This window comes from Pseudomonas sp. LF020 (assembly GCF_053456425.1).
This window is the reverse complement of the sequence record NZ_JBRFIX010000002.1, coordinates 367,460-391,912: the sequence shown is the minus strand read 5'-3', so window position 1 is coordinate 391,912 and position 24,453 is coordinate 367,460. Positions and strand designations below refer to the sequence as shown.

General features: G+C 53.4%; 12 protein-coding genes. 6 read left to right on the top strand and 6 right to left on the bottom strand.

The features are described 5' to 3' along the window. Positions 1-30: 30 nt before the first annotated feature. Positions 31-1,503 carry a hypothetical protein gene (locus ACU680_RS05800; protein ID WP_448178897.1) on the bottom strand — a complete coding sequence of 491 codons (1,473 nt, stop codon included), beginning with the start codon at positions 1,501-1,503 and terminating at the stop codon, positions 31-33. 548 nt (positions 1,504-2,051) lie between these two features. Continuing rightward, positions 2,052-3,074: a zinc-dependent alcohol dehydrogenase family protein gene (locus ACU680_RS05795; RefSeq protein WP_007963541.1), complete on the bottom strand. Its 1,023-nt coding sequence runs from the start codon at positions 3,072-3,074 to the stop codon at positions 2,052-2,054. A gap of 269 nt (positions 3,075-3,343) precedes the next feature. Between ACU680_RS05795 and ACU680_RS05790 the strand changes: the two genes are divergently transcribed. From ACU680_RS05790 to ACU680_RS05780, 3 genes are all read left to right on the top strand, one after another. Beyond that, positions 3,344-4,258 carry a LysR family transcriptional regulator gene (locus tag ACU680_RS05790; protein WP_027612769.1) on the top strand — a complete coding sequence of 305 codons (915 nt, stop codon included), beginning with the start codon at positions 3,344-3,346 and terminating at the stop codon, positions 4,256-4,258. A gap of 531 nt (positions 4,259-4,789) precedes the next feature. Next, the gene (locus ACU680_RS05785; protein ID WP_448178896.1) at positions 4,790-6,505 is read left to right on the top strand and encodes a DUF723 domain-containing protein; all 1,716 of its coding nucleotides are present in this window, start codon (positions 4,790-4,792) and stop codon (positions 6,503-6,505) included. After that, on the top strand, positions 6,466-7,413 hold the full coding sequence (locus tag ACU680_RS05780) for a hypothetical protein (RefSeq protein WP_448178895.1): 948 nt from the start codon (positions 6,466-6,468) through the stop codon (positions 7,411-7,413). The genes ACU680_RS05785 and ACU680_RS05780 overlap by 40 nt, the downstream gene beginning before the upstream one ends. Before the next feature lie 243 nt (positions 7,414-7,656). Here the strand turns inward: ACU680_RS05780 and ACU680_RS05775 are convergent, their stop codons facing one another. From ACU680_RS05775 to ACU680_RS05760, 4 genes are all read right to left on the bottom strand, one after another. Next, the gene (locus ACU680_RS05775) at positions 7,657-9,915 is read right to left on the bottom strand and encodes an nSTAND3 domain-containing NTPase (RefSeq protein ID WP_448178894.1); all 2,259 of its coding nucleotides are present in this window, start codon (positions 9,913-9,915) and stop codon (positions 7,657-7,659) included. A 198-nt stretch (positions 9,916-10,113) separates the two neighbouring features. Next, positions 10,114-10,911 carry a HEPN domain-containing protein gene (locus tag ACU680_RS05770; RefSeq protein WP_448178893.1) on the bottom strand — a complete coding sequence of 266 codons (798 nt, stop codon included), beginning with the start codon at positions 10,909-10,911 and terminating at the stop codon, positions 10,114-10,116. A gap of 307 nt (positions 10,912-11,218) precedes the next feature. Then, positions 11,219-11,929 (bottom strand): hypothetical protein, encoded by a 711-nt coding sequence (locus tag ACU680_RS05765; RefSeq protein WP_448178892.1) that lies wholly within the window; start codon positions 11,927-11,929, stop codon positions 11,219-11,221. A gap of 35 nt (positions 11,930-11,964) precedes the next feature. After that, the gene (locus ACU680_RS05760) at positions 11,965-14,904 is read right to left on the bottom strand and encodes a DEAD/DEAH box helicase (RefSeq protein WP_448178891.1); all 2,940 of its coding nucleotides are present in this window, start codon (positions 14,902-14,904) and stop codon (positions 11,965-11,967) included. A 430-nt stretch (positions 14,905-15,334) separates the two neighbouring features. On the opposite strand from ACU680_RS05760, the gene ACU680_RS05755 reads away from it, so the two are divergent. From ACU680_RS05755 to ACU680_RS05745, 3 genes are all read left to right on the top strand, one after another. Beyond that, positions 15,335-20,392, top strand: coding sequence for an ATP-binding protein (locus ACU680_RS05755; RefSeq protein ID WP_448178890.1), 5,058 nt, complete (start codon positions 15,335-15,337; stop codon positions 20,390-20,392). A gap of 965 nt (positions 20,393-21,357) precedes the next feature. Beyond that, positions 21,358-23,976 (top strand): PD-(D/E)XK nuclease family protein, encoded by a 2,619-nt coding sequence (locus ACU680_RS05750; protein ID WP_448178889.1) that lies wholly within the window; start codon positions 21,358-21,360, stop codon positions 23,974-23,976. Beyond that, positions 23,973-24,398 carry a UvrD-helicase domain-containing protein gene (locus ACU680_RS05745; protein ID WP_448178888.1) on the top strand — a complete coding sequence of 142 codons (426 nt, stop codon included), beginning with the start codon at positions 23,973-23,975 and terminating at the stop codon, positions 24,396-24,398. The genes ACU680_RS05750 and ACU680_RS05745 overlap by 4 nt, the downstream gene beginning before the upstream one ends. Positions 24,399-24,453 lie beyond the last annotated feature (55 nt).

Sequence of the window (24,453 nt, the reverse complement as noted above, 5' to 3'; positions counted from 1 at the left end):
ACCGATGCGGGGAAAAATTGATCGCTCACCTCAACGTTCCGCTGACCGGTCACCCATGCTGGCGTCGATACCATCAGGTCCTGCAGTTTGCAGTGCGGTATCCGTTGCGTGCAGACCTGCCCCGCGCACCGGCAATGACTCCATGGCGTAGAGACGACAGATCAGCCTGACCGGCAATCCACTGACATCCGTCATCCATTGCAGCACTTGCTCCGGGCCGTGCAGCCCCTGCATGGCTCGATGCAGATCGGGCATCGCCACCAACATGCCGGGATGACAGCTGCGCAGGAACCGTTCGAGGCTGGCTCCACGGTTGATAAACGGCGAGAACAACAGGCAGACCCATTGGGTTTCATTCAAGCCGTACGTCGTTTGAATGCAGTTCGCCGCCGACTCGCGCAGCTCATCAAGCGCTGGTGGCTGTCCCAATCGGGCAATCATCTGCTCGCATACCGCTTCCGGAACCCGTTGCTGCTGCATCGTCACCAGCATGTGCTGAACATGTTGCGAAAACCCGGCTTCATAGCTGCGGCCATCGACGAACTCGGCCTCCAACCCGCGCAAATGGGCCTCGATCAACGGGTCGGCGTATTCGCCCCCGCCGAGGTGAAACACCCATTCCTCGGCCTGGAACCCGAGAAACTCGCTGAGCAGCGGCCAGCGCTCTTCCAGATTGCCCACCGCCATGTCGTGAATGTCGACAAACGTGGTGCGACGGCAGGACTCGAAACTGTCCTCGGGACGCCAGCACAACCGTTCGGCTTCGGCGTAAAAACCGCGGTACAAGTCCCCGCCCAGCCCGTCGAGCAGGGCGAACAATTCATCGAATGTCCCGGTATTGGGCGGTAGCGCACCGATGCCTGCCTTTTGCACCGCACGATCGAGGTTGTCGATGAATTGTTTCTGGCGTCGCAGCGACTCACTCGCCACCCAGGCATCAACACCGTTGCCCCAGCGAGCGATCTGCCCGCAAAACTCCGCCCAGGCCAGGCAGGCGTCGTCCCACAACTCGAGCTTCTCGTCCCTGGCCCGTCGATGCCCCATCATTAGCAGGTTGGTGCGATTGGCTTGCGTACTGTCCTTGTCAGGTGGCGCCAGGTGATCGAATGGCAACACGTGACGATGATCCACCATCAGCAACTCGACACGCGGGTCGTCATACAGGAACAGGGCAGCGAAACTGCGGTGCATATTGCTGGATGCCGCCCCCGATTCGCTCCTGCGCAACATGGCCACACGCAACTGAAAAGTGGCCGGTGCGCGGCCGGCGATACTCAGCTGCGCGGCGCGCAGCAGCGCCAGGGTGTAGCAACTGTCACGGGTACCGGACGGTGTCACCATGACCTTGTAGTCACCCATGCGCTCCATTCCTCCGGCGGCGACCACCAGCCGTTGAATCAGCAATTGCAGCGCTGTCCGTTCGGCTCTGGAAAAGAAACTCAACAGACGCTGCAATACTTGCTGGTAGACATAGTTCATTGCCTGATCATGGATCGTGCTCATCAGTACTTTACCCGGCGTAAAAAATTCATATCGCGCATCAGCGATGACGCTGGCGCAATAAATTCATCAATAAGTAATAGACGATCAAATACTAACACTTATGGTTTTGTAGTTATTTGAAACACTTGACGCGAAGAATTCGGCGGAGCCACCACCCTAGGTGACGCAAACCCCCGCCACCATTGAATTTTTCCGGGAGAAAAAATATCTGAGGAAACTTCTTACAGCGTCCCACGAATATTGAGTACAAGAAAAGCAGAACGACAATAGGAAATAACCTACGGCCATTAAACAGAAATCGGTATATCGCCCACGAGAGAACATATTAAACGCGCAACGGAAAACAGAATGCACAGACATGGCTCATTCCTTGAGATGAAAGTAATCATTCAATTATCAGGGCTTATATGACGATTAGAAGATACAGATGGCAGACAAAAACCGGTTCAGATGTACAACCGGCCACGCACCATGCTCGGTATGTCTGATTATTTGCGAGGGGTAAAACGCAAGAGTCCGTGCGGGTCACGGACTCTGTTCGGAGGGAATTACGCGGGTTCGACCTGCAGGGCGACCCGTTCACGGCATGGGCATTCGTCCATGTAGCGATGTGCTTCGACGAAATCGTTGAACGGGAAGACCCGCGTCTTGAGTGGCAGCAGCACGCGGTCAGCCGTCAACTGATTGATATCACGCAGGGCACGTTGCAAGGCGACGTGATCCTGAACAATGCCCAACTCGGGTTTACCGGTGAAATTACCGATACAGTGCACGAAGAACTGGATGTTCTTCTGGAACGCCGCGCAGGCCGGGAAAGGTGTCTGATTACCGCCTTGCAGGCCATACAGAACGAGGCTGCCACGCGGTGCGAGCACATCGCCGAGCAACGACATCTGCGGACCACCAAGACCGTCGAACACCACATCGACACCACGGTTGTCGGTGATCTTGTTGATTCGCATCAACAGATCTTCTTCCTCGGTAACAATGACTTTCTCGGCGCCCAAGGACAGCAGGTATTCACGTTCCTCTGCGGTTTTCGTCGCGGCAATCACCCGTACACCCATGGCCTTGCCCAGCTGGACAAAGGAAGGTCCGGCGCAGTGGCTGGCATCAGTGACCAGGGCAAACTGTCCGGGTTTGACCCGCGCCAGATCGGCATAAGCGAAATAGGCGATCAACAGCGGTGTGTAATGCACGCTGGCTTCGACCGGGCTGAGCACATCCGGATAGCGGGTCAGCGCGGTGCGCGGCAGCACGATCTGCTCGCCATACACCGGGTAGTCGTTCGGGCTTTCGGCCGGAAAACTGGCCACCTTGTCGCCCACCGACAGATCATCCACACCGTCACCGACGGCGGTCACCACACCGGCCATTTCATGGCCGAGACCGGACGGCAGGCGTGCCTGGGACGAGGCCAGGTTCTGACGCCAGAGAATGTCGTACCAGCTGATGCCGATCGCCTCGACACGCACCTGCACTTCGCCAGGACCTGGCTGAGCGGCCGCATGCTCTTCGCATTTGAGCACCTCGGCCGGACCAAACTTGTGAAAACGGATCGTGCGGGACATCGCAAACCTCGTCAAAGTAACCTCTAATGCCCTGAACTCTATCTGGGCTTTTGACCCAAGACTATCAGTGGCTATTAATAGTCGACATGCCTGTCATTGATTCCGCAGTATGAACGGCATTGGCAAAATCGATGAAAAAATACCGCAACCGGCCCGGTAAAGCTGAATTTAGCGGTGCAGAGTACCAGCCTTTCCCCGTAATATTCATGCCGGCCATTGTTCTCATATGGTCGCTCTCGTCAAGCTTGATGACTCTGCCAGGACTCCAGATGAATCGTAATGACCTGCGTCGTGTCGACCTGAACCTGTTGATCGTATTCGAAACGTTGATGCACGAACGCAGCGTGACCCGCGCCGCCGAGAAACTGTTTCTTGGCCAGCCGGCGATCAGTGCGGCGCTCTCGCGCCTGCGCAGCCTGTTCGATGACCCGTTGTTCGTGCGCACTGGACGCAGCATGGAACCGTCCGCTCGCGCGGTGGAAATCTTCGCCCTGCTCTCCCCGGCGCTCGACTCGATTTCAACGGCTGTCAGCCGCGCGGCGGAATTCGACCCGGCCACCAGCACTTCGGTGTTTCGCATCGGCCTGTCCGACGACGTCGAATTCGCCCTGCTGCCGATGCTGCTCAAACGCCTGCGCGCCGAAGCACCGGGCATCGTCCTCGTCGTGCGCCGAGTCAACTACATATTGATGCCGGGCCTGCTGGCCTCCGGCGAAATCTCCATCGGCGTCAGCTACACCACCGACCTGCCGGCCAACGCCAAGCGCAAGGTGCTACGGCGCAGCCAGCCGAAACTGCTGCGCGCCGACACCGTGCCAGGGCCGCTGAGTCTGGATGACTACTGCGCACGTCCGCATGCGCTGGTGTCGTTCGCCGGTGACCTCAGTGGCTTTATTGATGAAGAGCTGGAGAAACTCGGGCGTAAGCGCCACGTGGTGTTGGCCGTGCCGCAGTTCAATGGCTTGAGCACGTTACTCGCGGGCACTGACATTGTTGCGACCGTGCCGGATTACACCGCTGATGCACTGACGGCTGCCGGCGGCGTGCGGGCGGAGGATCCGCCACTGCCGACGCGTACGTTTGAGCTGCACATGGCTTGGCGCGGGTCGCAGGATAATGATCCGGGGGAGCGTTGGTTGCGGTCGCGGATTCAGATGTTTTTTGGCGATCCTGAAAGTCTCTAGGCGTCGCTGGGCAGGCTGTGCGGCTGATCATTTCTGCCTTTCCACAAACCATGGAGCTCCATTCACTTCCAGAGGATTGCTACATTGGGGACATATTTGAGGGCATGCTATGGATTGTTTGAAAAGGATGCTCCCAGCCTGAAGCCCCACGTAAGCAAGCGTCCAACTCACCTTTTGTAAGTCAGGTGTCCACTGATGCGGCAGCAGTTGCCCGGTTTCGCTGGTCTTTTGGATAGGCAACTGCGTTAGCACATCTTTACTTCAAAACAAACCAAAAACCATGATCTACCGCAGCCATGGCCAGTCTACAGAGCGCATCTGTGCCGCACAGCACTGCCCCTCGGGAATATTGCATGTACAAATATGTACCTTCCATAATACCCGTGGATTGGAGAATATTTGTCTATCAAAAACCGCCTGACCATGGACACACGCTGTGTGAATGGAATAAGCGGACGACAGCAGCGCTGCCACCGCTTGTAATTCTGGCGACACTGCCGTCCAGCCGCCAACTCAATGCTCTGCTAAGATTTGCCTCTCAGATTGATTTCAAGGAGAAAAGTCATCAGCCGTATTAAGGACACCGAGGCTTTCATCGCCAAATCAAAGGCGAAATTTGGCCAGCAGTTCAGTTACTCCGAGACCCTCTGGCACTCAGCGCGCGCACCTGTAGTTCTTCACTGCCTGAGGCACAACCCCCCCGAAAAAGTTGAGATAAATCCCGATCAGCATCTGAGCAAGAAGGGCGGCTGCAGGCAATGCAAGGTTGACAGCGTAAGGGCTCGACATGGCAAGACTCGGGAGGTCTTCGTCGCCGAGGCCAAAGCCAGGCACGGGGACGCCTTTGATTACGGCAAATTGGTATATCTCAATGCCAAGACAAAATTACTCATATACTGCCTTGAGCACTGCATCGAGTTCTGGCAACTTCCCGAGGTCCATTTGAAGGGCAGTGGCTGCCCTGCCTGCAAGAGTGCAAAGTTAAAAAAGAGCAATGCGGAGTTGTACAGCCAGCGGAGCGTCAAATTTGAGGAGTTCCTGACTAGGGCAAATTTGACGCATAAAGGTTACTACCAGTATCAGCCCGAAAGCTATGTAGGCTTTAGCAAAAATATTCGCATCATTTGCCCCAAGCACGGCCTGTTCTCTCAACGCGCCGAGCGACATGCGAGCGGTAGTCAGTGCAAGAAGTGCGTGGCTGATAACCTCAAGATCACCGAGCCAGTACTTCGGGCGCGTATTGAGCAGAAATTTGGCTCGATTCTTTCGGTTCGATTCGGTGTCTGGTCAGGCTTCAAAACGATTGTCCAGGCATTCTGCAGTCGACATAGACATAGCTGGAGCTTGACTGCGAGCGCCCTGCTGTCGGGCGGTGGTTGTCGTCACTGTGTAAACGAACTTAAAAATCGGCCTGCTTTAGCAGCGCTGGTGAGCAGCTTGCCCCCCGAACTACGTTATTTGGAAACCAGTCGAAACCCTGATTTTCTGAGATTTAGCATCGACGCCACGCGCAAACACCGAGCTCAGTACCGCTACGAGGAAAACCTCTTTATCTCGTTTTCCCGGCCGTGCCAAGTGATCTGCCACACCCACGGAGCCTTCAAATTAAAGCCTGAAGAGCATCTGGGCGGCACGGGTTGCCATATTTGCGCCTACCAAGACCAGTTCATCAGGTCGGCACGCCAACGCTTCGCTGACCGTTTCGATTATGGCCAAACGAATTTCAGCCAAGCCAGTGGCCAAGAAAAAATCAGCATCCTCTGCGTTGAGCATGATGTTCGCGGCAGTATCAGCGCCGAACTACATCTGCGTGGCACGCCGTTCTGCGGGGTTTGCAAGAGCCAATCGCGGGCGTTGACCACCGAACAAAACCGCCGTGCTAAACACCATGCCTTGCTCCAAGCCTTTAGAGAGGCGGCTTTCGCGGCCCACTCTGGAAAGTACGAATATCCTAACTTAGAGGAGGAGCTAGTCACACGTGTCAGCAAAATCACTGCCTACTGCAAGCAGCATGATTTTACGTTTACACCGTCTGCAGCGGCGCACGTACAAAAAGGCAACCGAGCCCCCTCAGGATGCCAGCGTTGCAAGGGAGACGTTTCTCGACTGCGCTACCGCAAACCTTACATCGAAGTCCAAGCAAAATTGGCCAAACATGGTTTTAGCCTCCTCACCCCAGAGCATGATTACAAGAACCAAGGTGAACCATGTTGGTTCGCTGCAATGAAGGCCATGAGGCAAACGTAGTCCCGCAGAAGATTTTTAGTGGTCGAAGCTGCCCAAATTGCTCTCCTTTCGTTGGCGAGGCAATTACCCGCAGTATTCTTGAAGAGGGCTTCGGATTTTCGCTACAGAAACGGCGATTTAAGCAGAAAGATCATCCTCACTTGATTCAGCCCCACGCCAGCCTCGAACTGGATGGATACAATGCGCAGTACAAAGTTGCGTTTGAATACCAAGGCGCATGGCACTACCAAAGGGCTCGGCACCGTACGGAGGCGAGCTACCAGCGCCAAATTCAGCGAGATGAGCAGAAGGCTGTTATGTGCGAAGAGCTGGAAATCAAACTAATTGTAATAAACGAGTTCATGTACCCGTTTGAGGCTGCAGATGTAAGAAAGAAGATCCTGGAAGGCCTTGATAAGGTTTGTCTGAAACAGCAGTGTGTTGTTCAAGAGCCTTTGCTGCTGCTATCTCACATTCCATTGTTCAACCTGAATGGCCAAAAGAAGCTGCTTGCACTGGCTGATGAACATAACCTCAGTGTGAAAGAAACGGCATGGTACGGAAAATGGCATAGCTACTCATGGCAATGCAACATATGCGACAACGAGTTTAAATCGCCTTATATCGTGCGTGAAACTGCAAAGTGGAAGTGCTGTCCCCGCTGCGCACGAAATCATCCAGAAGTCAAAGAGCGACGCCGGAACACAATGAAATTAAAGGGTGGTGAATACCTGGAGGCGCTTCGAGAGAGAGGCCGATCCATTGGTCTGGAGCTAGTGGATGCCGATTGGAAAACTGCGGCTCAACACGTCACTTATAGGTTCAAATGCATCCACACGAAAGCTGAAGTGAAACCCAGAAACTACAACAGCGTATTCTTGGGATACAACGGTTGCGATTGCGATGAACACCGCCGACCACGAGTTTGAGCCAGCGAACAATTTTGATTTGTATCGATCTCTTGTCCAGACTGAGGTGATTAAGTCACCTCATTTTCCGTTTTTCACGGCGAGATGATGTCGAAGAGCGGCGGACTGCCATCAACATCGCCATAAAGCTGATCTCGTCCCAGAGGTCGCTTCTCTCCGCCCATGACTTTATGTCGTTCTGAGCGTTTACAGTTCGTTAGTCAAAAGCTTGATCGGGCATCGATATACCCTCGTTTACCTGGTCTAGAGATCGACATCGTCAAAGATGTTTCGGCCGCCCTCCTGTGCAGATGGCCGCATCAGATCGCTTCGGCCAACTGCAGGCTCTTCTCCCCGCTCTTGTGATACTTCGCTCACCCACTCGTCGACTCGGCGCCTTTGAGTTTCGACCACATCCTCCACCCTGGGCCATTCAGGGAAAGCCGCACGTATTCCCTCTAGCTGATCAATAAAATCAGAAAGGTGGTAATCAGGATCGTCCTCATAGCTATACATTTCCTGCTGAGACTGGCGAATCCTGTCTAGGTCAGGCAAGACATGCTTCTGTACATCGCTGTAGAAGTCTTCCCGCTCCTGGTCACTAAAGAACTCATGCATGTCCTGATCGTAGATGTACCCTAGGTCATCCTCATCGAACACAAAGCCGTGAATTTTGGTCGAGATCGCACCCCTTGCTGATTCCTCAAAAAGGCCTTGTCGAAGCAAGCGCAGTGCAAGGTCAGACGACATCGTGAATAGGTTTCTCGCAAAATCACGAACCAGGCTGGAGGCCAGTTCACCATCAGTTTTCGAGTACATGGCCAGAAATACGGCGTCAGTCCTGCGCAGCAGAAAAGAGTACAATCTGCCCCGCCTCATGCGCACCACTTCGGCCCCACAAGTGACGTACTGATAGCATCGTGTTGCGATCACTGCGAACATGCTCGACGGCAAAATCGTAGCATTCTGGATGCCCGCATCGCCGCACGTCACAAGTTCCATCAAGCGCTCAATGGGTGTGCCATCTACAAAAATCTGCAGGTGATCAGGACTCTGGGCGAGAATCAAAGCAAACGCATCGCCAATCGTTGGGTGCTTGTACCGCCAATAGCGTCCTTCAGCAGTATCTGCTACTTGTACAAAGCTTCCCCGGAGACTCTCAAGCGCACGGATGCAACCGGCTTGGTTACCACCTAACCTTTCAATTGTCTTCATCTCATCCCCTGAGAGGTTGACCGGGCTTTCGATCGCTCCGTGCTTCATGTAAAGCAAAGCCAATGCGGCCTGACTTTCGTCATCCATGCCATGCATTGTCTCAACGAGCCATCGCTCCTGCTTGGCGACAAACTCATCGATACTTCTCTGGTCGATCTTGAGGGCCCTGGTGAATTCAATACTGCCCAACCGCCGAGCTGTCTCAGGAACGAACCGACTGTGAGCTGCCACCGCAGGAAGAAACTCCTTTAAAGCTGTCCGAACCCGCTGCGGTTGGTTGCCAAGCTTCACATGGTTGTAGAGGATTTCTGACTTTTCTCGTGGGGTCAGCTCTTTCACGTCAATGACCACCTGGCTTTCCTCGATCAAAGGAAATGCCGTTCTCTTGAGGTCACGCCGTGCGCTGTTGTAGATGTAATCACGGCTAGTCAGGACTACACGATGGCCCGCTCGGATCATCGTCGAAAGCGCCGGGAGTATCCGATTCCATTCCATCACTAGGTCGGCTTCGTACTGCATCGCTCCAAAGGCGTCATCAATCCAGATGAACTGCGATGCTTCGTCCGTATTCCAGTGATCTCGAATTTGCTCGGGCTTTTCCAGCTTCAATACCATACTTCCCCACTTATCCATCGCACACATGGCCATAAGTGAGGCAATCGTCGTCTTTCCTGCGGCGGGCTCTCCAACCAAGAGAACAAAACCATGCTGCTGGAGGGCCTGGAGTGCTTTGCGATACGTGCCAGTCACCACAAGCTTTGAAAGCTCAGGAAGCTCTGTCAGCAGCGCCTTCGTCTGCTTGTACCGTCTCTCATCCAAGATCTGACTGAGGTCACCCAGACCATAGAGCCGAGGTACATTCATGCGCAGGTTACTATTTAGCTGGATCTTCTCGCAGATCCATGTGGAACCCAGCAGCAGAACGTGCTTGACCCCAGCATCTTCAAACGCCTGCTTGATCTTGAGATGGCTCTGCCCAGTCCAGTCTCCGTTCGTCATCAGAACATAGACATCACACTGCCCCTTGGCGACGAGTCTGAGCACTTTTTCACGCTCACCAGCTACATCTGAAAGCGTCAGATTATGATCACGGCGCGATGTGAACTTACACTGGAAGACGAACGCGCCTTCATACAACTCATTTGGCTGAGGAGACCACGTCCCCTTGAACCCACCGTCGCGACCTCCATCATTTCCCTCTAGGAACGTCTCGACCGACTGCCCCAATACCGTAGAAGCTACAGCCATACATAACTGCTGAAAGCTATGCCAACCCAAGAGGTGAAGATCGTATTTGGGGACGCTCATCTGACGTTGATCCTTGCAGCCAAGCCCTAACTCGGGGCAAGGACTATCATAGCGTAACCGCCGAAATACCGTTCGCTGGAGATAGCGGCAGCATTACTTTTTAGCCTAGGTCTGGGCCTAATCCTTCGATATAATCTCCAAAACTAAGTACGATGGACAGATCGGAGAAAACCTAGCAGTTCCCCCTAGATAACTGCATCAGGCCATTTCTGCCTGAATCACTTTATCAAACCCAATTACTAGATCCTTCATAAACACAACGGCGTCTAAGGCTTGTTGTTTTGATATGTCACGCATTTTAACCTCCCGACCTCGCGACTGGATAATAAGATCTGCTTCATGCACGATTTGGTTTCGTCGGCGAGCTATGCCATTCAATTTATCAGTGATATCTTTTTGGCTTCCGTTATTCATAGCTACGGTAACCTTGCGCCAAAAATCCTTTATACCAAGAATGGTAGCGGCTTTCTGAATATTGGAAGCCGTTTGAAATGTGAAGTCACGATGCAAAATTTTTCTAACCTCTTCCTTGATAATATTCCCAGGCCGAGCGGCTGCATCAGATCTAAGCTTGTCGGTAGCTCTCTTCACAGCATTTACAGGAAGAGAGATAGAGCGAAATTCTTTCGACTGAGACTCCAACGGCAAGTTGAGGATTTTCAGGAAGTACTTTGCAACAATCTCGTGCATATAGCGATCTAACGCAGAGACTGTTGCCGAAATAGCTCCGCGCAATAATTCAGATGCATAGTCATGTGTAAAGCTTTCCCGCGAAAGCCCGGCTGACTCTCTGAGAACAAGTAAGCTTTTTTTATCCTTACCATCAATGCGGACTATTTTTTCATTTTTTGGCCAGCGCATCAATGAGATAAAATTTGCTTTCCAATCGCTTCGTATACTTCGCTGCCGGGAATTGTGAACCAAGTCGTAAAGATCGAGAAAATGATCTGCCCTTCGCATTGCGTGATCGAATAGATCCTTCGGTTCGAGAGCCATCTAATACCTTCCTTTAAGATTATTGATCATCAAACTTTGAACATAAAATACCACGCAAAAAACCGACATCGCTCCGCGTCCGGTCAAGGACCGAATCGCTGAACGCCCCGAATTGCCGGACTATTCATTCCCCGCTTACCATCAGAAGAATGTCCTATTTTGCTCAGAAACTCTGAAAGTGTCGCGGAGCCACAAGCTGACTTTAAAATCTCATCCCAACATAAGGATACAATAAAACTTGACACCAAAAAAAACCAGCTAAGCGACGAACTTCAGCCGCCCCCCAAAAAAAGTCAAGCATGAGCAGCTAATCTGGCCTTGAATTGCTATCAAAAGCTTCAAACCCTAAACCGAACAATTCATCAGATTTGGACTCAATTTCCTCCACATAAATTTTTTCCTGCAATAAATTAAGTTTCTTTTCAGCGACCGATCTAGCGCCTTCAAAAAGCTCAATCCACAAATTACTATCACCCTCTCTAAACCACACCAAGTCAGGTTGAAACATTTCGACCTTTATGCCATACCCGAAAGGCTTACCTCGTTCGATGTTTTTTTGTCTGACAAAATAAGCCCGACCGCTTTCAATGCCGCGAGATCCACTATGCGATACGTAGTCATGCCTGTAAGTCATTGCAGTGTCATGCGTCTCTCGTAATTCCTCAGGAAGCATGATGCGCTCAAGCTTTACTGATCTACCGTCACCAACAGTAAAACACTTCCCATAAAAAGAAATTGCAGCCACAAATAAAGCCTTCACTATCTCCCTATCAACCATGGCTGAACTATCAACATGGAGTGCATCATTCGCACTAGGCAATTTTATGTCACTTATTTTCTTTAGCCACACTATCGCAGCGGTGAGATCTCTCTCTATCGCCGCATAAGCAAGCATTTGCTTGCAAAGGTGAGAATCCAAAACAAACTTAACGCATTTTCTACCCATATATGTATAGGTAGACTCTCTCTGACCCGTCGCCGCATTCAAGTGCACGTAACTTTTCCATTCCTTTCCCACGCTCACCTCCACTGAAACGCGTTATAAATTTTATTTTACGCGCTGGTAATGACCCGGACATCCGAACCAGACACACTCTTGATGTAGGAATAACTTGTACCGAGGACAGTAAGCTGATCAGCGGAGATTTTCGCTGCTGAAATGGCGGGCTGCACGATTACAAATCTGAAAATCATCTCATGATCGTGACACTTGTTGCGAAGCAGCTCCAAATCTATTGGGTCACCCTTGAGGATTCTGTCGAACCCTTTCGGCAGCGATTGCTGGTACCGACCCATTAATCGATTAAAGAGTTTTTCCTCGGTGTGCAGCCACTTTACTGATCGTGATGCCTGGCCGCAGACCTCATAGACATCGCTCACACGAGCTCCAGGTCGAGCCTCGCCATCTTTTTGGGGGCAATACTTGCAGTGGTAAAGGTCGACAAAGATTGCGTCCTTGCTCTCTTTGATTGCCACCAAATCCGCAATCTCACCTGCGCCATCATCGTTGAAAATGAATGCATAGTCGTCCTCGATTCGGCTGTAGGTGAACCCTTGGACGGTGTCCATGTTACGAGTTGCCTTCATGGACTCGCTGTGGATCTGGGTGGTCCCCCAGTCCCAAGCCTCAATCAGTGCTATAGGAAGCTTCAAGTCCAAGCTATTGGGTGTGTAGAACCGGTAATTGCCCTCGACCATCGAACCGTCCACGGCTAGCAATACCAAAGGGTTCGCATCCAAGTACTGCTCAAACGAGCTCTCTTCAGCGAAAATAATCTTCACCCCCGGGCAGGACACTTTGTAGCTGTCGTTCAGTAACCGTATTGTGATGCCAGGAAGCTGACGCTCCGTGCCATCTGCTGCTATGGCGATGACGGGCACTTCTAGTGTCAGATCGTCGGTCCGCTGAGGTTTGCCAAGCTCGACATCAAGCAGGTTGAAAATCTCACCGTTGAACGCTATCGAAATTTTCTGCTCGTTTTCGATCGCAATGGACTCCGGCCAATCAGCATAGAAAAGTCCCGTTGGCCAGGCCCCTTCGATCTTCTCCGAGCGAATCACATCCTTGAGCACTTCAGAAGGGTTTATCGAGGCATCGTTGAGTTTCTGTGAGGCACGTTTGCACCACTCAATCCAGTAAATGATACTGGAAGAGTTCATCTCCCAGATCTTCCCTTTGTGAGAGCAGCCAACGGTGGTGCGCTGTCCATCTTCATAGCCCGTTGCGAAGATGTTGGACTTTTTCGCCGTGCCGTTCTCGATTTCACTGATGACGGTATTGATGTCCCGCCCGACGTGCATCGTGAATCTCAGATCCTTGCGTGTCCTGGACAGCCCCACGTTCTGCAGCTTCATGAGCTTGATGTCGTGCAGGGTTCGGAACGTAGGCTCGCCGTTGATTCGCCTGGCATCCTTTGCAATCAAATTCAAAAAACGCGTCGCTTGCGATTCATCACCGGAGGAGTGAATGAATAGCGTCTTGTCGGGCGCGTGGTAGTACGCCAGGTAGAGAATCCAGTTGGTATCAACGATCGCTGATGTCTGAGCCCATCCGACGGGAGATTCTCGTCGCGTCACCATGATGATGGTGTCTGAATCGTCGTTGATGGAAAGGAACTGCAGCGGTTCTTTCTTCTGCGAGAAGTTATTCGCTTTCTCTGGCCGCCACTGGTCGCGCTCCACATGGTAGGCGATCGCACTGATCTTGGGGTTGGGGCTCAACCCGAAGATGTCCTCGGAGTCGGCATCATCCGGGAACTGTTCAGTGAACATCTCTTTTTCGATTTCGCGGGCGATCTTGTCTTGACTCACGTCTCGAATCACGGCGCTCCAGTCGGCACTTTCCTTGTAAAGCACTGCCATCTGGTAATCGACTTTCTGGTTGGCAATGTTCGAGACGAATTTGGCGTCGCCTAGCGTGTCATCAACCCGCGTTAGCCGACCGATAAACTGTAGCGTGACTGCCGGACTGCGATGCTGGTCGTGAATAGCCGCAATCTTCAGCTCTGGCAGGTCGAAGCCTTCGCCAAGCATGTCCACGCAAACGATGATTTTGTATTTCTTCTCGACAATTTCACCCAGCAGCTTGACCCGATTCGGCACCTTGCTGTGGATAAGAATGGGTGAGAGGTCTTCATGTTTTTTGTAGAGTTCAAACAGAGCTTCAGCCCGCTTTTGCGATCGGGAGCGTACCATCAGTAGGTGGTTAAAGCCTTGCTCTCGATCGCCTCGCAACAACTCTACCGCTTTATCAGCAACCACTTGGTCAGCCAACTCGAGGTTGTATTCGCGGACGGGGTGAAATTCGATCGACTTGAAGTAACCATCGATCTGCGCATCCTTCAACGGGTAGTTGTAGATAATCTTGCCGTCAAGAGGCTGATTGTCCTCCCTGAAAGGCGTAGCAGTGAACTGCAGGCATGCCTTCTCTTTGAACGCGGTTTTTACCCGCCCCCATGTCATGGCGGCCACATGATGGGTTTCATCAATGATCAGGTGGCTGCAGATTTCAGCCAAGGCTTGGAGGGACTCTGTGTCGAATCGCTGCAATGCTTGCGGGGTAGCGACAATTACATTTGCTTCGGCAAGCTGTTGCACATCTTCAGCCGACATTCCTGAGCCGATCGCCCTCACCACAGGGTTAAGCGCTGTGGCAGAAACAGCACCGATCTCTCGAAGTTTTTTCAGCCCGAGGCATTTTTCGACAAGCTGGGAGCGCAAGGCATCTGACGGGACGAGCACCAATGTCCTTGCCAACCGCCCTGCGATAAGCAAACCCAGCATGGTATCGGTCTTGCCGGTACCCGTTGGCATCACGATCGTTGCGGTCGTGGCCGGAGACATCACTAGGTGGCCCAGTGAAGCGTATAGGGCGGCAAGCTGAGGCTTACGCAAGCCTGGCATATTGGTTTCCCTGACTGCCAGGTTGAAGTTGAAGAGGTGTTGCTGCCAGCTTTGATAGACGTCTAAGTACTTCCCTGTAGCATCGGACATTGCATTCACCAAATTGAATGTGACAATCAGCGCTGATCATTCAGTGGCCACATGCTATCAGTGAACATCATCTCAGGTGTACCCTGAAAATTGGCGGTCATACCCGCCACTCTCTCTACCTTCACCAACCGACGATCGATGCCAAATACTCAAATCTGAGATGGAGGTAAACTGAAAACCATCCCAATCCACCCTGGTCTCCGTCAGAAAACGTCATTCGCGATCGCTCCCACACCCGGTGAGAATGAGGGCAAAAAATGGGGGGAAAACTCGTTTTTTTCGAGCTGAACCCATCGTAATAGCCAAGCAGAAATGTTGTTCGGCAGCCCTGAGAGCTAGTGATAACTGCTCATAAGCAACTTTCATAAGCTGGGAATGGAAAACGAGCGTGGCGCAAATTTGGGCGACAGACGTCATTCAGGAGACATTCATGTCAGGCGGCATTAGTGCAATCAAAGGGTTTGATTACCAGGCTGCGGTTATCCTGGAACTGTTGCTGGAGCATTTCAGAAAACACCCTGAGGGTCGAGTAAGACCTGAGGGGCTGGACGACCTGGACCTCTATACGTCCAGAGCTGCCGAAGGCGTTACGTTCGTTCAGATCAAAAAGCCGACGGAGAACGTAAATGGCGAACTCACCCCGTCCCCTTGGACTTTGCATGAAGCCGCCAGACACTTGATGAGCCCCGCCGTAGTTAAATTGCTTGACGGGAAGTCCAGGCAAATATGGGTGCTGGGTGATGAAAGCACCTTAGAACTCAAACAGCTTATCGATGCGGGAGCGCAAGCGCCTACGGAGTGCCCGGCGTCATACTGGCTCATGGTCTTGTTGATCACTCGGCAAAGCCTTGAAGAGGATGGCTTACCGGTCGAACACCTACCCAAGCCCAATCACAAGCTGCTGAAAGAGTGGACAACAAGACACAACTCAGACATCCCGTTTGATTGGCTGGATAAAAAAATCTCCTCAATCGCAACCCAACAAGGCGCATCGCAGAGTCTCGTCAACATCCACGCGGAGAAACTCTCAAGATACGCAAGCTCAATGCCGCATGTGCTAGAAAGAATCACCCTGCGATGTGGGTACGGATCAGAACAGGAGGTCAATGCTCGCGTAAAGGATAAACTCTCCACCGAGCTGGCCCTTTCTGCCGAGGTCGTCAACAGCACGCTCTATTTCAACCTTCGATCCTTTATCAATGAGATCTCGAAAAAGCCTGGGCAATGTTTCTCAAGGGATGATTTCGAAGCAGAAGTGCGTTGTGTATGGCCGCACATGAGCCCCATCTGCACGCCCCCAGCCCTGCCCCGCTATCACATAGCTCGCGTGGACATCACCCGCCCGCTGATGTCCAAGCCTCTCACGGAAGTGATCGGTGTCTCGGGCTCTGGAAAAACCTACCTGGCTACCGAAACCTATCATCTTGCCCGAAAACGTGAGCCAGGCAGCGAGATCTATTACGTTGAAGTCAGGCAGGATACTTCCCTGAGGTCCGTGCTAGCGGGCATTTCCTTTCACCTGCGTAGGATAGGTATTCGAAAACCCTTCACGATTGTCACCCGAGCGGGCGAGACAGAACAAGAACGTATCTCACAGTTAGCGGCAGCATTAAGCGAGTCCAGCGCCAGAATGTTGTTCTTGATCGACATTGTCGACGGTACGTGCGGCCCGTTGTTCAAGCGTGAGCTCAGTTCATTCATCAAGGCGCTACAACCGGGTGCTGTTTCAATAATATTTTTTTCCCAAGAAAGCCCCCTGCTACTGAGCAACTTCGAACGGAAAAGCGCACAGGTTGCCACGCTAAACCTGCGCGGTTTTACGTATGAGGAATTCTCCAAGCTGGTAAGCCGATATCACGCTAACTCCCAGTCCTGGCCGCTGTATAGGATCTTTAGGCGCATCACCGCAGGTCGAGAATCCGGTTTGTTCGCAACGCTTGCGGATACACTTGCACGCGCCTCGACGCTCGACGAAATGCAAATGCTCGCCGCACAAGAACCAGAAGATATTCTGCCCACGGCAGAGCGGATTAGATTCGCAAATATCAGTAGTAGCGCCCGCCCTGCCGCAGAAAGACTGATATGTTTCGCCCTCCCATTCGACCGTTCCGACGCCAAAGAGATTTTCCCCAAGGAGCCTGTGGCGCTCGCCATATCAGAAATGCTTGAGCTTGGCCTGTTGCGTACCCGGGGTGACGGTCTATTGGAAATGCATGAGGTCGTCAGGGCGGGACTTGAAGAGAATATCCCCGTTGATACCCGCCGCTGCGCACACCAAACACTCGCCACTTGGTACGGGTCGTGCGGAGTCGTCAGCGCAGAGATATTTCACCTTGATAAAGCCAACCTCACCGCAACGGCCCAAGCTCGTGCCAAACAGGCTTTTCTTAAAGGGCTGAACTGGAACGAACTGGCAAGCTTTGTATTGCGCCGAAAACTCATCAGCGCAGAGGAAGTCATCACTACCTTTGCACAGGCCGACAAGGCCATTGAGCACTGTTTCATATTACCTGACCTCTTGCGTGCGCTGGATTACAACGATGCCAACGCGCTGATCGCTGTGCTGAAAGAGCGGATCAAACATCGACAGCTCGATTACCAGTTTGACAGTGCGATTACCGAAGCCATCATGCAGATCGACCCTGGAAAAGTTGAAGAACTGATAGCGCTGATCGTTGATGCGACCACGGATGAGGTAAAAAGAAAATCCGCGTTTTCCACACTGTCGAGTGGCATCAGAAAGTTCAAATTCGTACTTTCAGAAGCGACCCTCTGCCTCTTCGACGCCCAATCTTTTGAGACACAACGATCACTGCTAGGCATTTTTTCGCAGGACAAACGCGTTGATACACTCAGCCGCGTTTTCCAAGTCCATGCAGAAGAATTAAGAGCCGCAACATGCGATGAGCATGTAAGCCCCCTTCATCTGAAAATAGCTACACTGGAGGACGCCAAAGCTCTCATCGCGGCCTTGCCGTCCGTTTCCACGCAGGCCATGTTGATTTCAAAATCGGCGTTGTTAGGTCCGCTCGTCGACACTCTTCGTCCACTCAGAGTTGCCTTGAAACGCCACAGCATTGAAATCCTGAGGCAGCCCTCCATTGATCCGGGGTTGCACGCCAATGCCATTCGCGTGATCTCTCTGTTTGCCGACAGAAACACCCCTGCGCTCTGTCACGCGTCGATTGTCAACCAGCTACCAATGGCGGCCTTCCATGCCGTTATCCCAGCGCTGATGCCCTCGTTGTGTGAGCGAGGCGACTATGAAAGCGTCGTTCTAAACCCGTTAATCTCGATTGGAGAGCGCCGTTGGGCCATGACAGCACTCGCCCTTTTGGGTGTCGACCTCGAAGAAACCTTGTACGCACTCGCAGCGCTGCCCGGCCAAGAAAACACGGACGACCAATGGGAGCTCTACAGCCTAATGACCTGTAGCTTTAGCCCATTCAAGGGTGGTATCGCTTTATTGCGCAAATTCTTCGAAGCGAACCCAGGCACCGTACCCATAGCACTGACACTGGGCCCATTGCTCAAACTGAGCGAACTCGATACACCCGACGCTTCAGCGCTCTTGGCCATGGCATTGGCAAGCCCCCACAGAGAAGTTCGTCGGCTCGCCGCGATGCGATTGCAATACCGAAGGGACAGCACCGTCCTCGCCCCCATGATCCAGGCCTATCGCAAGGAACAGGACACCACCACGGCACTTTATCTGGCCAGGGCCATAGTTGCTTCCGGTGCCAAGAACACAGGCGACCTGGACCATGACCAGCACCAGGATGCCGCGTTCATGGTGTGGCGTTGCATATTGGCCAGACGCAGTAAAGACGAATGGGCATCTGCTTTACTCGTCAAGCTAGCACTTGATAACGCTCAACCATGGAAGGTGCGCAGGGCAGCGATAGCAGCGGCGGGCGAGTTGCCGTACGACACCGTACTCTCGCTGATCCAAACCACTCTGCTGACAACTGCACTTCCACTTGTCGACCACAGTGTCAGTCTGTCCAGCTACCTTATTCTGAGCTTCCACATCGAACATAACGCCAGACTATTTCTCCAGTGGCATTCCTTGGGACGAATAACCTTTATTGAGCTCGTGGGGAGCCTCGTAGACCGCGAAATCAAGGACATATGGTTTTCAGAAAACGCGACGTCAGGCGCGACCGCTGCCGAGTGGTTGTATAACAGCCTTTCACGTGACGACAGGACCGCGTCATATGATCTTGCCGCAGTGGAAAATGCCATCCACCTCCCCTTACTTCAACTGGCTACAATCCAGTCATTACGCAAACATGGCAAAATCGACATCATCGAAGCCTTACTAAAGGCTACGACCTGCGAATGGTTGAGAATCCATGCCACCAAACAACTCGTTGTAGCGCGGGGCGGCGGCAGTGCCACGGAGTCCCACCTTCGCCACCTCTTGGGCGATGCGTGTTCCGATCACTCCTTTCTGGGAGGTCTCCTTCCAGAGCTCTGCAGTCGCAAGCCGGCCTCCAGCACCCATAACCTGCATCCACCGAGTCATCGCCCCCTCAGCAATAAATCCCAAGGACTGGCCGCCTCCACAATCATGAAAATGGTTCAGGAAGATACCCTCGAAAAAGCCTTGCCCCAAGATTTTATCATCACAGATTTATCGCAGACACAACTCGTCGAGTTGATACCGCTGCTTGACCCTGAGCGCGATCCTTCTTCATTTGTTAGCGAATTCCAACCCGTCGTCGGGTTTACGTCAGACGGTCACTATGTCGCACAGGAAAGCTCGCGCTCCCGTCCGTCCTCGAACGCTCGCTCGAGACTCAGGGCCGCACTCGCCGCTGCAAATGACTTCGACGTGGAAATCAATTGGCATGGCAAAAGTCTCTCCACCCCTTATGGCACTGAGTACCGTATCCAGTACCTCCATGCACTGGTACTTAGGGGCAACTCACAAAAATTCTACAACGAACTGGACGCCAACCACGACACACTGCTCATCGAGCTTTTGGAGAACGGCCGAATCGCATCGCTCTCCAGCCTGCTGGATGACAGGATTATTCCCTTGATATCGCCGTATATAGAGCCTTGCAACCTCAAACTTTTTTTATCACTTTGCAACGTTGCAGCACTCATACAGACCCCGTCTATCGATGCCACGCTCAAGCGGCTGACCTATCGCTGGGCTCGAGAGTTCACAGCACCCGAGCGCGAGGCAACGGCCCATAACGAACAGTTTTTACATCAAGGCTTCCATCTTCTTGTCCGACATCCTCGATTCATCCACGTCGATGGCATTTATGACTGCCTCGCCTCGGTCCACAGGCACACGCATGAAGTGTTCAGTGATTTCGACCTGCCTGATATCTTTGAACATCACCCCCGTGCCTACGTAGATTTGGAGTCCAGGCTTGCAGACATTGTGGAATTCGAGCACTACCAAGTTAGCAGATACGACAAATTGGATGATCGTTGTGCACAATTGTTCAGCGCCCTTGATGGTCCCTAGGCTCTTTACGATACCTTTGAAACCCTGTCAAAGCCGCTCGGCCTGATGTCCAATAGAGTTCTCGCCTTTTAGGCGAGGGCCCTTGTCTAGCCCAGCGATACGAATTTTCCGACGCGTACCGGAAATGGTTATAAGCGTGCACCCGAGCTGCGCCACCAAATCCATCTATGGCATTACACTGAATTCCATCAATGGCCACACCGGAACGCAGTCAGGATCCCCAATCTCGATCGCCCGTGCATGATTTGCGAATGGGGGCAAAACTGGGGGCAAATAAAAGATTTATCGACCTGAAAACACCGCCCTAGAGCCTAGTCAAAATGTTTTTTGGCGACCCTGAGAGTCTTTAGGCGTTGTCGGGCAGGCTGTTTAGCTGATCATTTCTGCCTTTCCACAAACCATGGAGTTCCATTCACTTCCGGTAGATTGCTACATTGGGGGCACATCTGAGGGCATACGTTGGATGGTTTGAAAAGGATGCCCCCAGCCTGAAGTCCAACAGTTCCCTTCTAGAAAAGTCACCCGTTGTTGTTCCCACACACCGCGGTGTGAAGGTAAGCCGATGAGATGCTCCCCTCTGCCCAAGTGCGTGAGCAACCGAGTGATACCTCCTGTGCAGTTAATATTTCAAGTGTAAGTCGCCAAGCTGAATTCAGGTATTACTCCGACGCTTTTCAAAACGCTGCCAAAAGTCGGCTGCTCACTCCAGGGGGCCAGCAGGCTTTACCAGACCTCTAGTTGGACAAAGGCTGCTAACGGTAAAGAGCAAAAATTCAGTAGGCGCAGTTCCTTGTCTGCCTTGCTGCGATATCTGACACACAGGCAGTCGTGGTCTGACAGCCGCTCTCAGCAATTTTCGGTCGTACGTGATGGTTGCTTTCGGTTAGTCTTGTCGTCTAGGAGCAGGGGAACAAGATGCAATAGGACGCCTGCATTGGATTGTCGTCAAGGAAGTCAACCGTAGCGTGCACATCACTTTTGGCCTTTTCTTGGATACCCGTCAAGGGCCGTCCCCGACGAACTTCTTCAACACCCCGATAGTCGGCCGCCTCGGATTCCTGTCCCTGCTGGAGACCTACCTTGGTCTAAGCGCGCCAGAAGCGTCCAAGGCCAAACGCGTGACCATCTACTCTGGCCTGCTGCGCATCCATGACAACAACTCGCGCTTCTACAGTGAGTCCCTGAAGGCCGACAGTATTGGTACGGCTGCGCGCCTCCTGGCCTGGCGTGACGAGTGGCGGCTTGGCGGTTGGGACGGGAGCGCGAATCCAGAGCATACTTCGCGAATCCAGGAGCTTGCCGCCATTGAAAAGGCAGCTCTCGAAACGCTGCCGCCCGGAGAGGCCGAGCGCTTGCACCTGGTGATACAGGCTCTGAGTGCGTCCGGCCCCGGCCCCATCAAGTCAGTTCACCTGGTTGACCCGCCCGAAGACTTCCCGCTTCTCTGGCGGCAGGTGCTCGAGCGCCTGCCAGCGGTCGAAGTCCGACTTCCCGAGCCACAGGGAGAAGGCCAACTCCGTGCGTTGCAAGAGCAAGCCCTAACCGTTCTGGCTGGACGCTCTGCGGGCAATCTGACCGTGCAGACCGACAGGAGAGTCTTGCTAGTGCACGCTCTCGCGGCCACGACCGCCGAACACTGGTTGAGCGCACAACACTTGCACCAGCCCGGCGACCGGCTGATCCTGGCTGAGGATGCTGGCGACTCGCTAGATGTGTCGCTGTCTGCGACCGGCGGGGTCAACTGCGGGTTCGAACGCCCTAGTCAGCTTCGCCCAGCCCTACAGGCACTAATCCTTGCCTTGGAAATGTGCTGGGAACCAATAGACATGAACCGACTGCTGGATTTCCTGACGCACCCAGTTGGCCCATTCAGTCGTCCTGCGAGAGGCAGGCTCGCTCGTGCTGTCGCCAAGCAGCCTGGAATTGGGAGCGACGCCTGGACGGCGGCTAAGGCCAAGATCGCAGCGGGTGACGATGCCCAGGAAATAGCAGATGAAATTACCTTCTGGCTGGAGTCAGAGCGCTGGTCACGCACCGATGGAGTGCCGGTCGATGCACTGATTGCTCGCGTCGCCCGGATGAAGGAGGCTATGCGGCTTCGCCTTTCAGGTGAATCCGCTGATGCGGCGAGCTTCACGGCAGCGCATAGCCAATGTGCGGCCGTCCATGAAGCATTGATCGAGTTGGCTCGGCAAGGGTTGGCCACGGTGCTGCCTCGGCAAGTCGAGCAGTTGGTCGCCCACGCCACGCCCGCCGGGGCAACCAACCCCGCTGCGGTTTCCCATGTCGGCTGCATGCGCTCGACCAGCACGGCAGCCGCGTGCATCGAAGCCGCTGATGAAGTGATCTGGTGGATGCCATCTACGCCTGCCCTGCCCTCACCTCTGCCTTGGTCTCCTGCCGAGGTGAATGCTCTGACTCAATTAGGTGTGCAGTTGCGAGACCCGGCGCGTGAGCTTGTATCGTTAGCACTGAAGTGGCTGCGGCCACTACTTGCTGCGAGAAAAAGATTCATCATCGTCTACCCTCCCCCCGGTTCAGAAGTACATCCGATTCGCCAGCTTCTTAAGAAGCTCGTACCGGATATCGAGTCCGCTTCGCTTGACCTGGACATTGCACTCGACTCCACACTTCTCGGGGTAACTGCCGAGGTGCTTGCACGTCAGTCGCTGCCCGCTATTCCACGACACATCCAACTCCCTCATCCCGTGCAGCTCGGCGACGCCTCACAGTCGTTTACTACGCTCAACGAGCTCTTCAATGACGCGGCCCTATTCGTTTTGAAACGAGTGGCGAAGCTAGATCCTACTTCAGTCCTGGGGGTGGATGAGGGCAACCGCCTGCTGGGCATCCTCGCTCATCGGGTGCTCGAGAAACTCTTCGCGCACAACGATGCCCTGAGTTGGTCAAACGCCGATGCCGTTGCCTGGTTCCGCGCCGAAGCCGACTCGCTCTTGCTGACTGAAGGCGCTGTACTACTCATGCAGGGCGCGGGGGTAACGCAGCAACACTTCCGGAAGGTTTGCGAACGAGCCATAGGTAGTCTCCTCGATCACCTCAGGCTCGCAGGTGCCATTCAGGTTCAGACTGAGGTGGAGTTCAGAGGAACCTTGGGAGCAGTTCCGCTGATCGGCAAAATTGATCTCTTGGTCACGCTTGGTGACAAGCGAACTGTCGCCGTGGACATAAAGTGGAGAGGCGATACCTACTACGCCGGGCTGCTTCGCTCTGGTGAGCACCTACAGTTGGCGCTCTATTCCAGCCTCATAGAGCAAACAAGCGGTGTCGCACCCGCCGCGCTTGGCTATTTCATCCTGGAAAGCGGGGGACTGTACATCACCGCTGCCGACATTTTCCCAAAAGCGCAAGTCAGAAGACCGCCCGACGGCGTAACCGTCTCCAACCTACTAGACCGTGCCCGCACCACGTGGGAGTGGCGCAAGCAGCAGTTGGATGCGGGGACCATCGAAGTCGTTCCGGAAGATCCGAGTGACGAGTTCCAAGGCCCTGAGGGGACCCTTCCGGTCAACGGTCCAAACCAATGGGACCGAGATCACCTTATCTTGCTGGGAGGCTGGAAATGATGAGCAACATCGAATTCATCAGTGCAGGCGCCGGCAGTGGCAAGACTTACAAGCTGACCGAAACACTCGCTCAAGCTCTCGAATCGGGCACAGCGCGCCCTCACGCCATATTGGCCACGACCTTCACCGTGAAGGCCGCTACCGAACTGCGCGAACGCGCCCGCTCCTGGCTGCTTGAAAATGGACGTATCGACCTGGCCACAGCTATCGGCCAGGCCCGCTTGGGCACCGTCAATAGCGTTTGCGGCCAGATGCTCAAGCGGTTCTGCTTTGAGCTGGGCCTGTCTCCCGATCAGACTGTATTGGGCGAGGGTCAATCCAAGAGACTGCTCAAAGCTACACTTGCCGAGTCGATGGAAGCCGACGCTCAAACGGAGCTTGTTCGGCTCACAGAGCGGTTCGGCATCGAGCAGGCGGACTGATCCAAGACTGTTGAGGCTGTCGTTAAGGCCGCACTCGACAACGATATTGGACCGG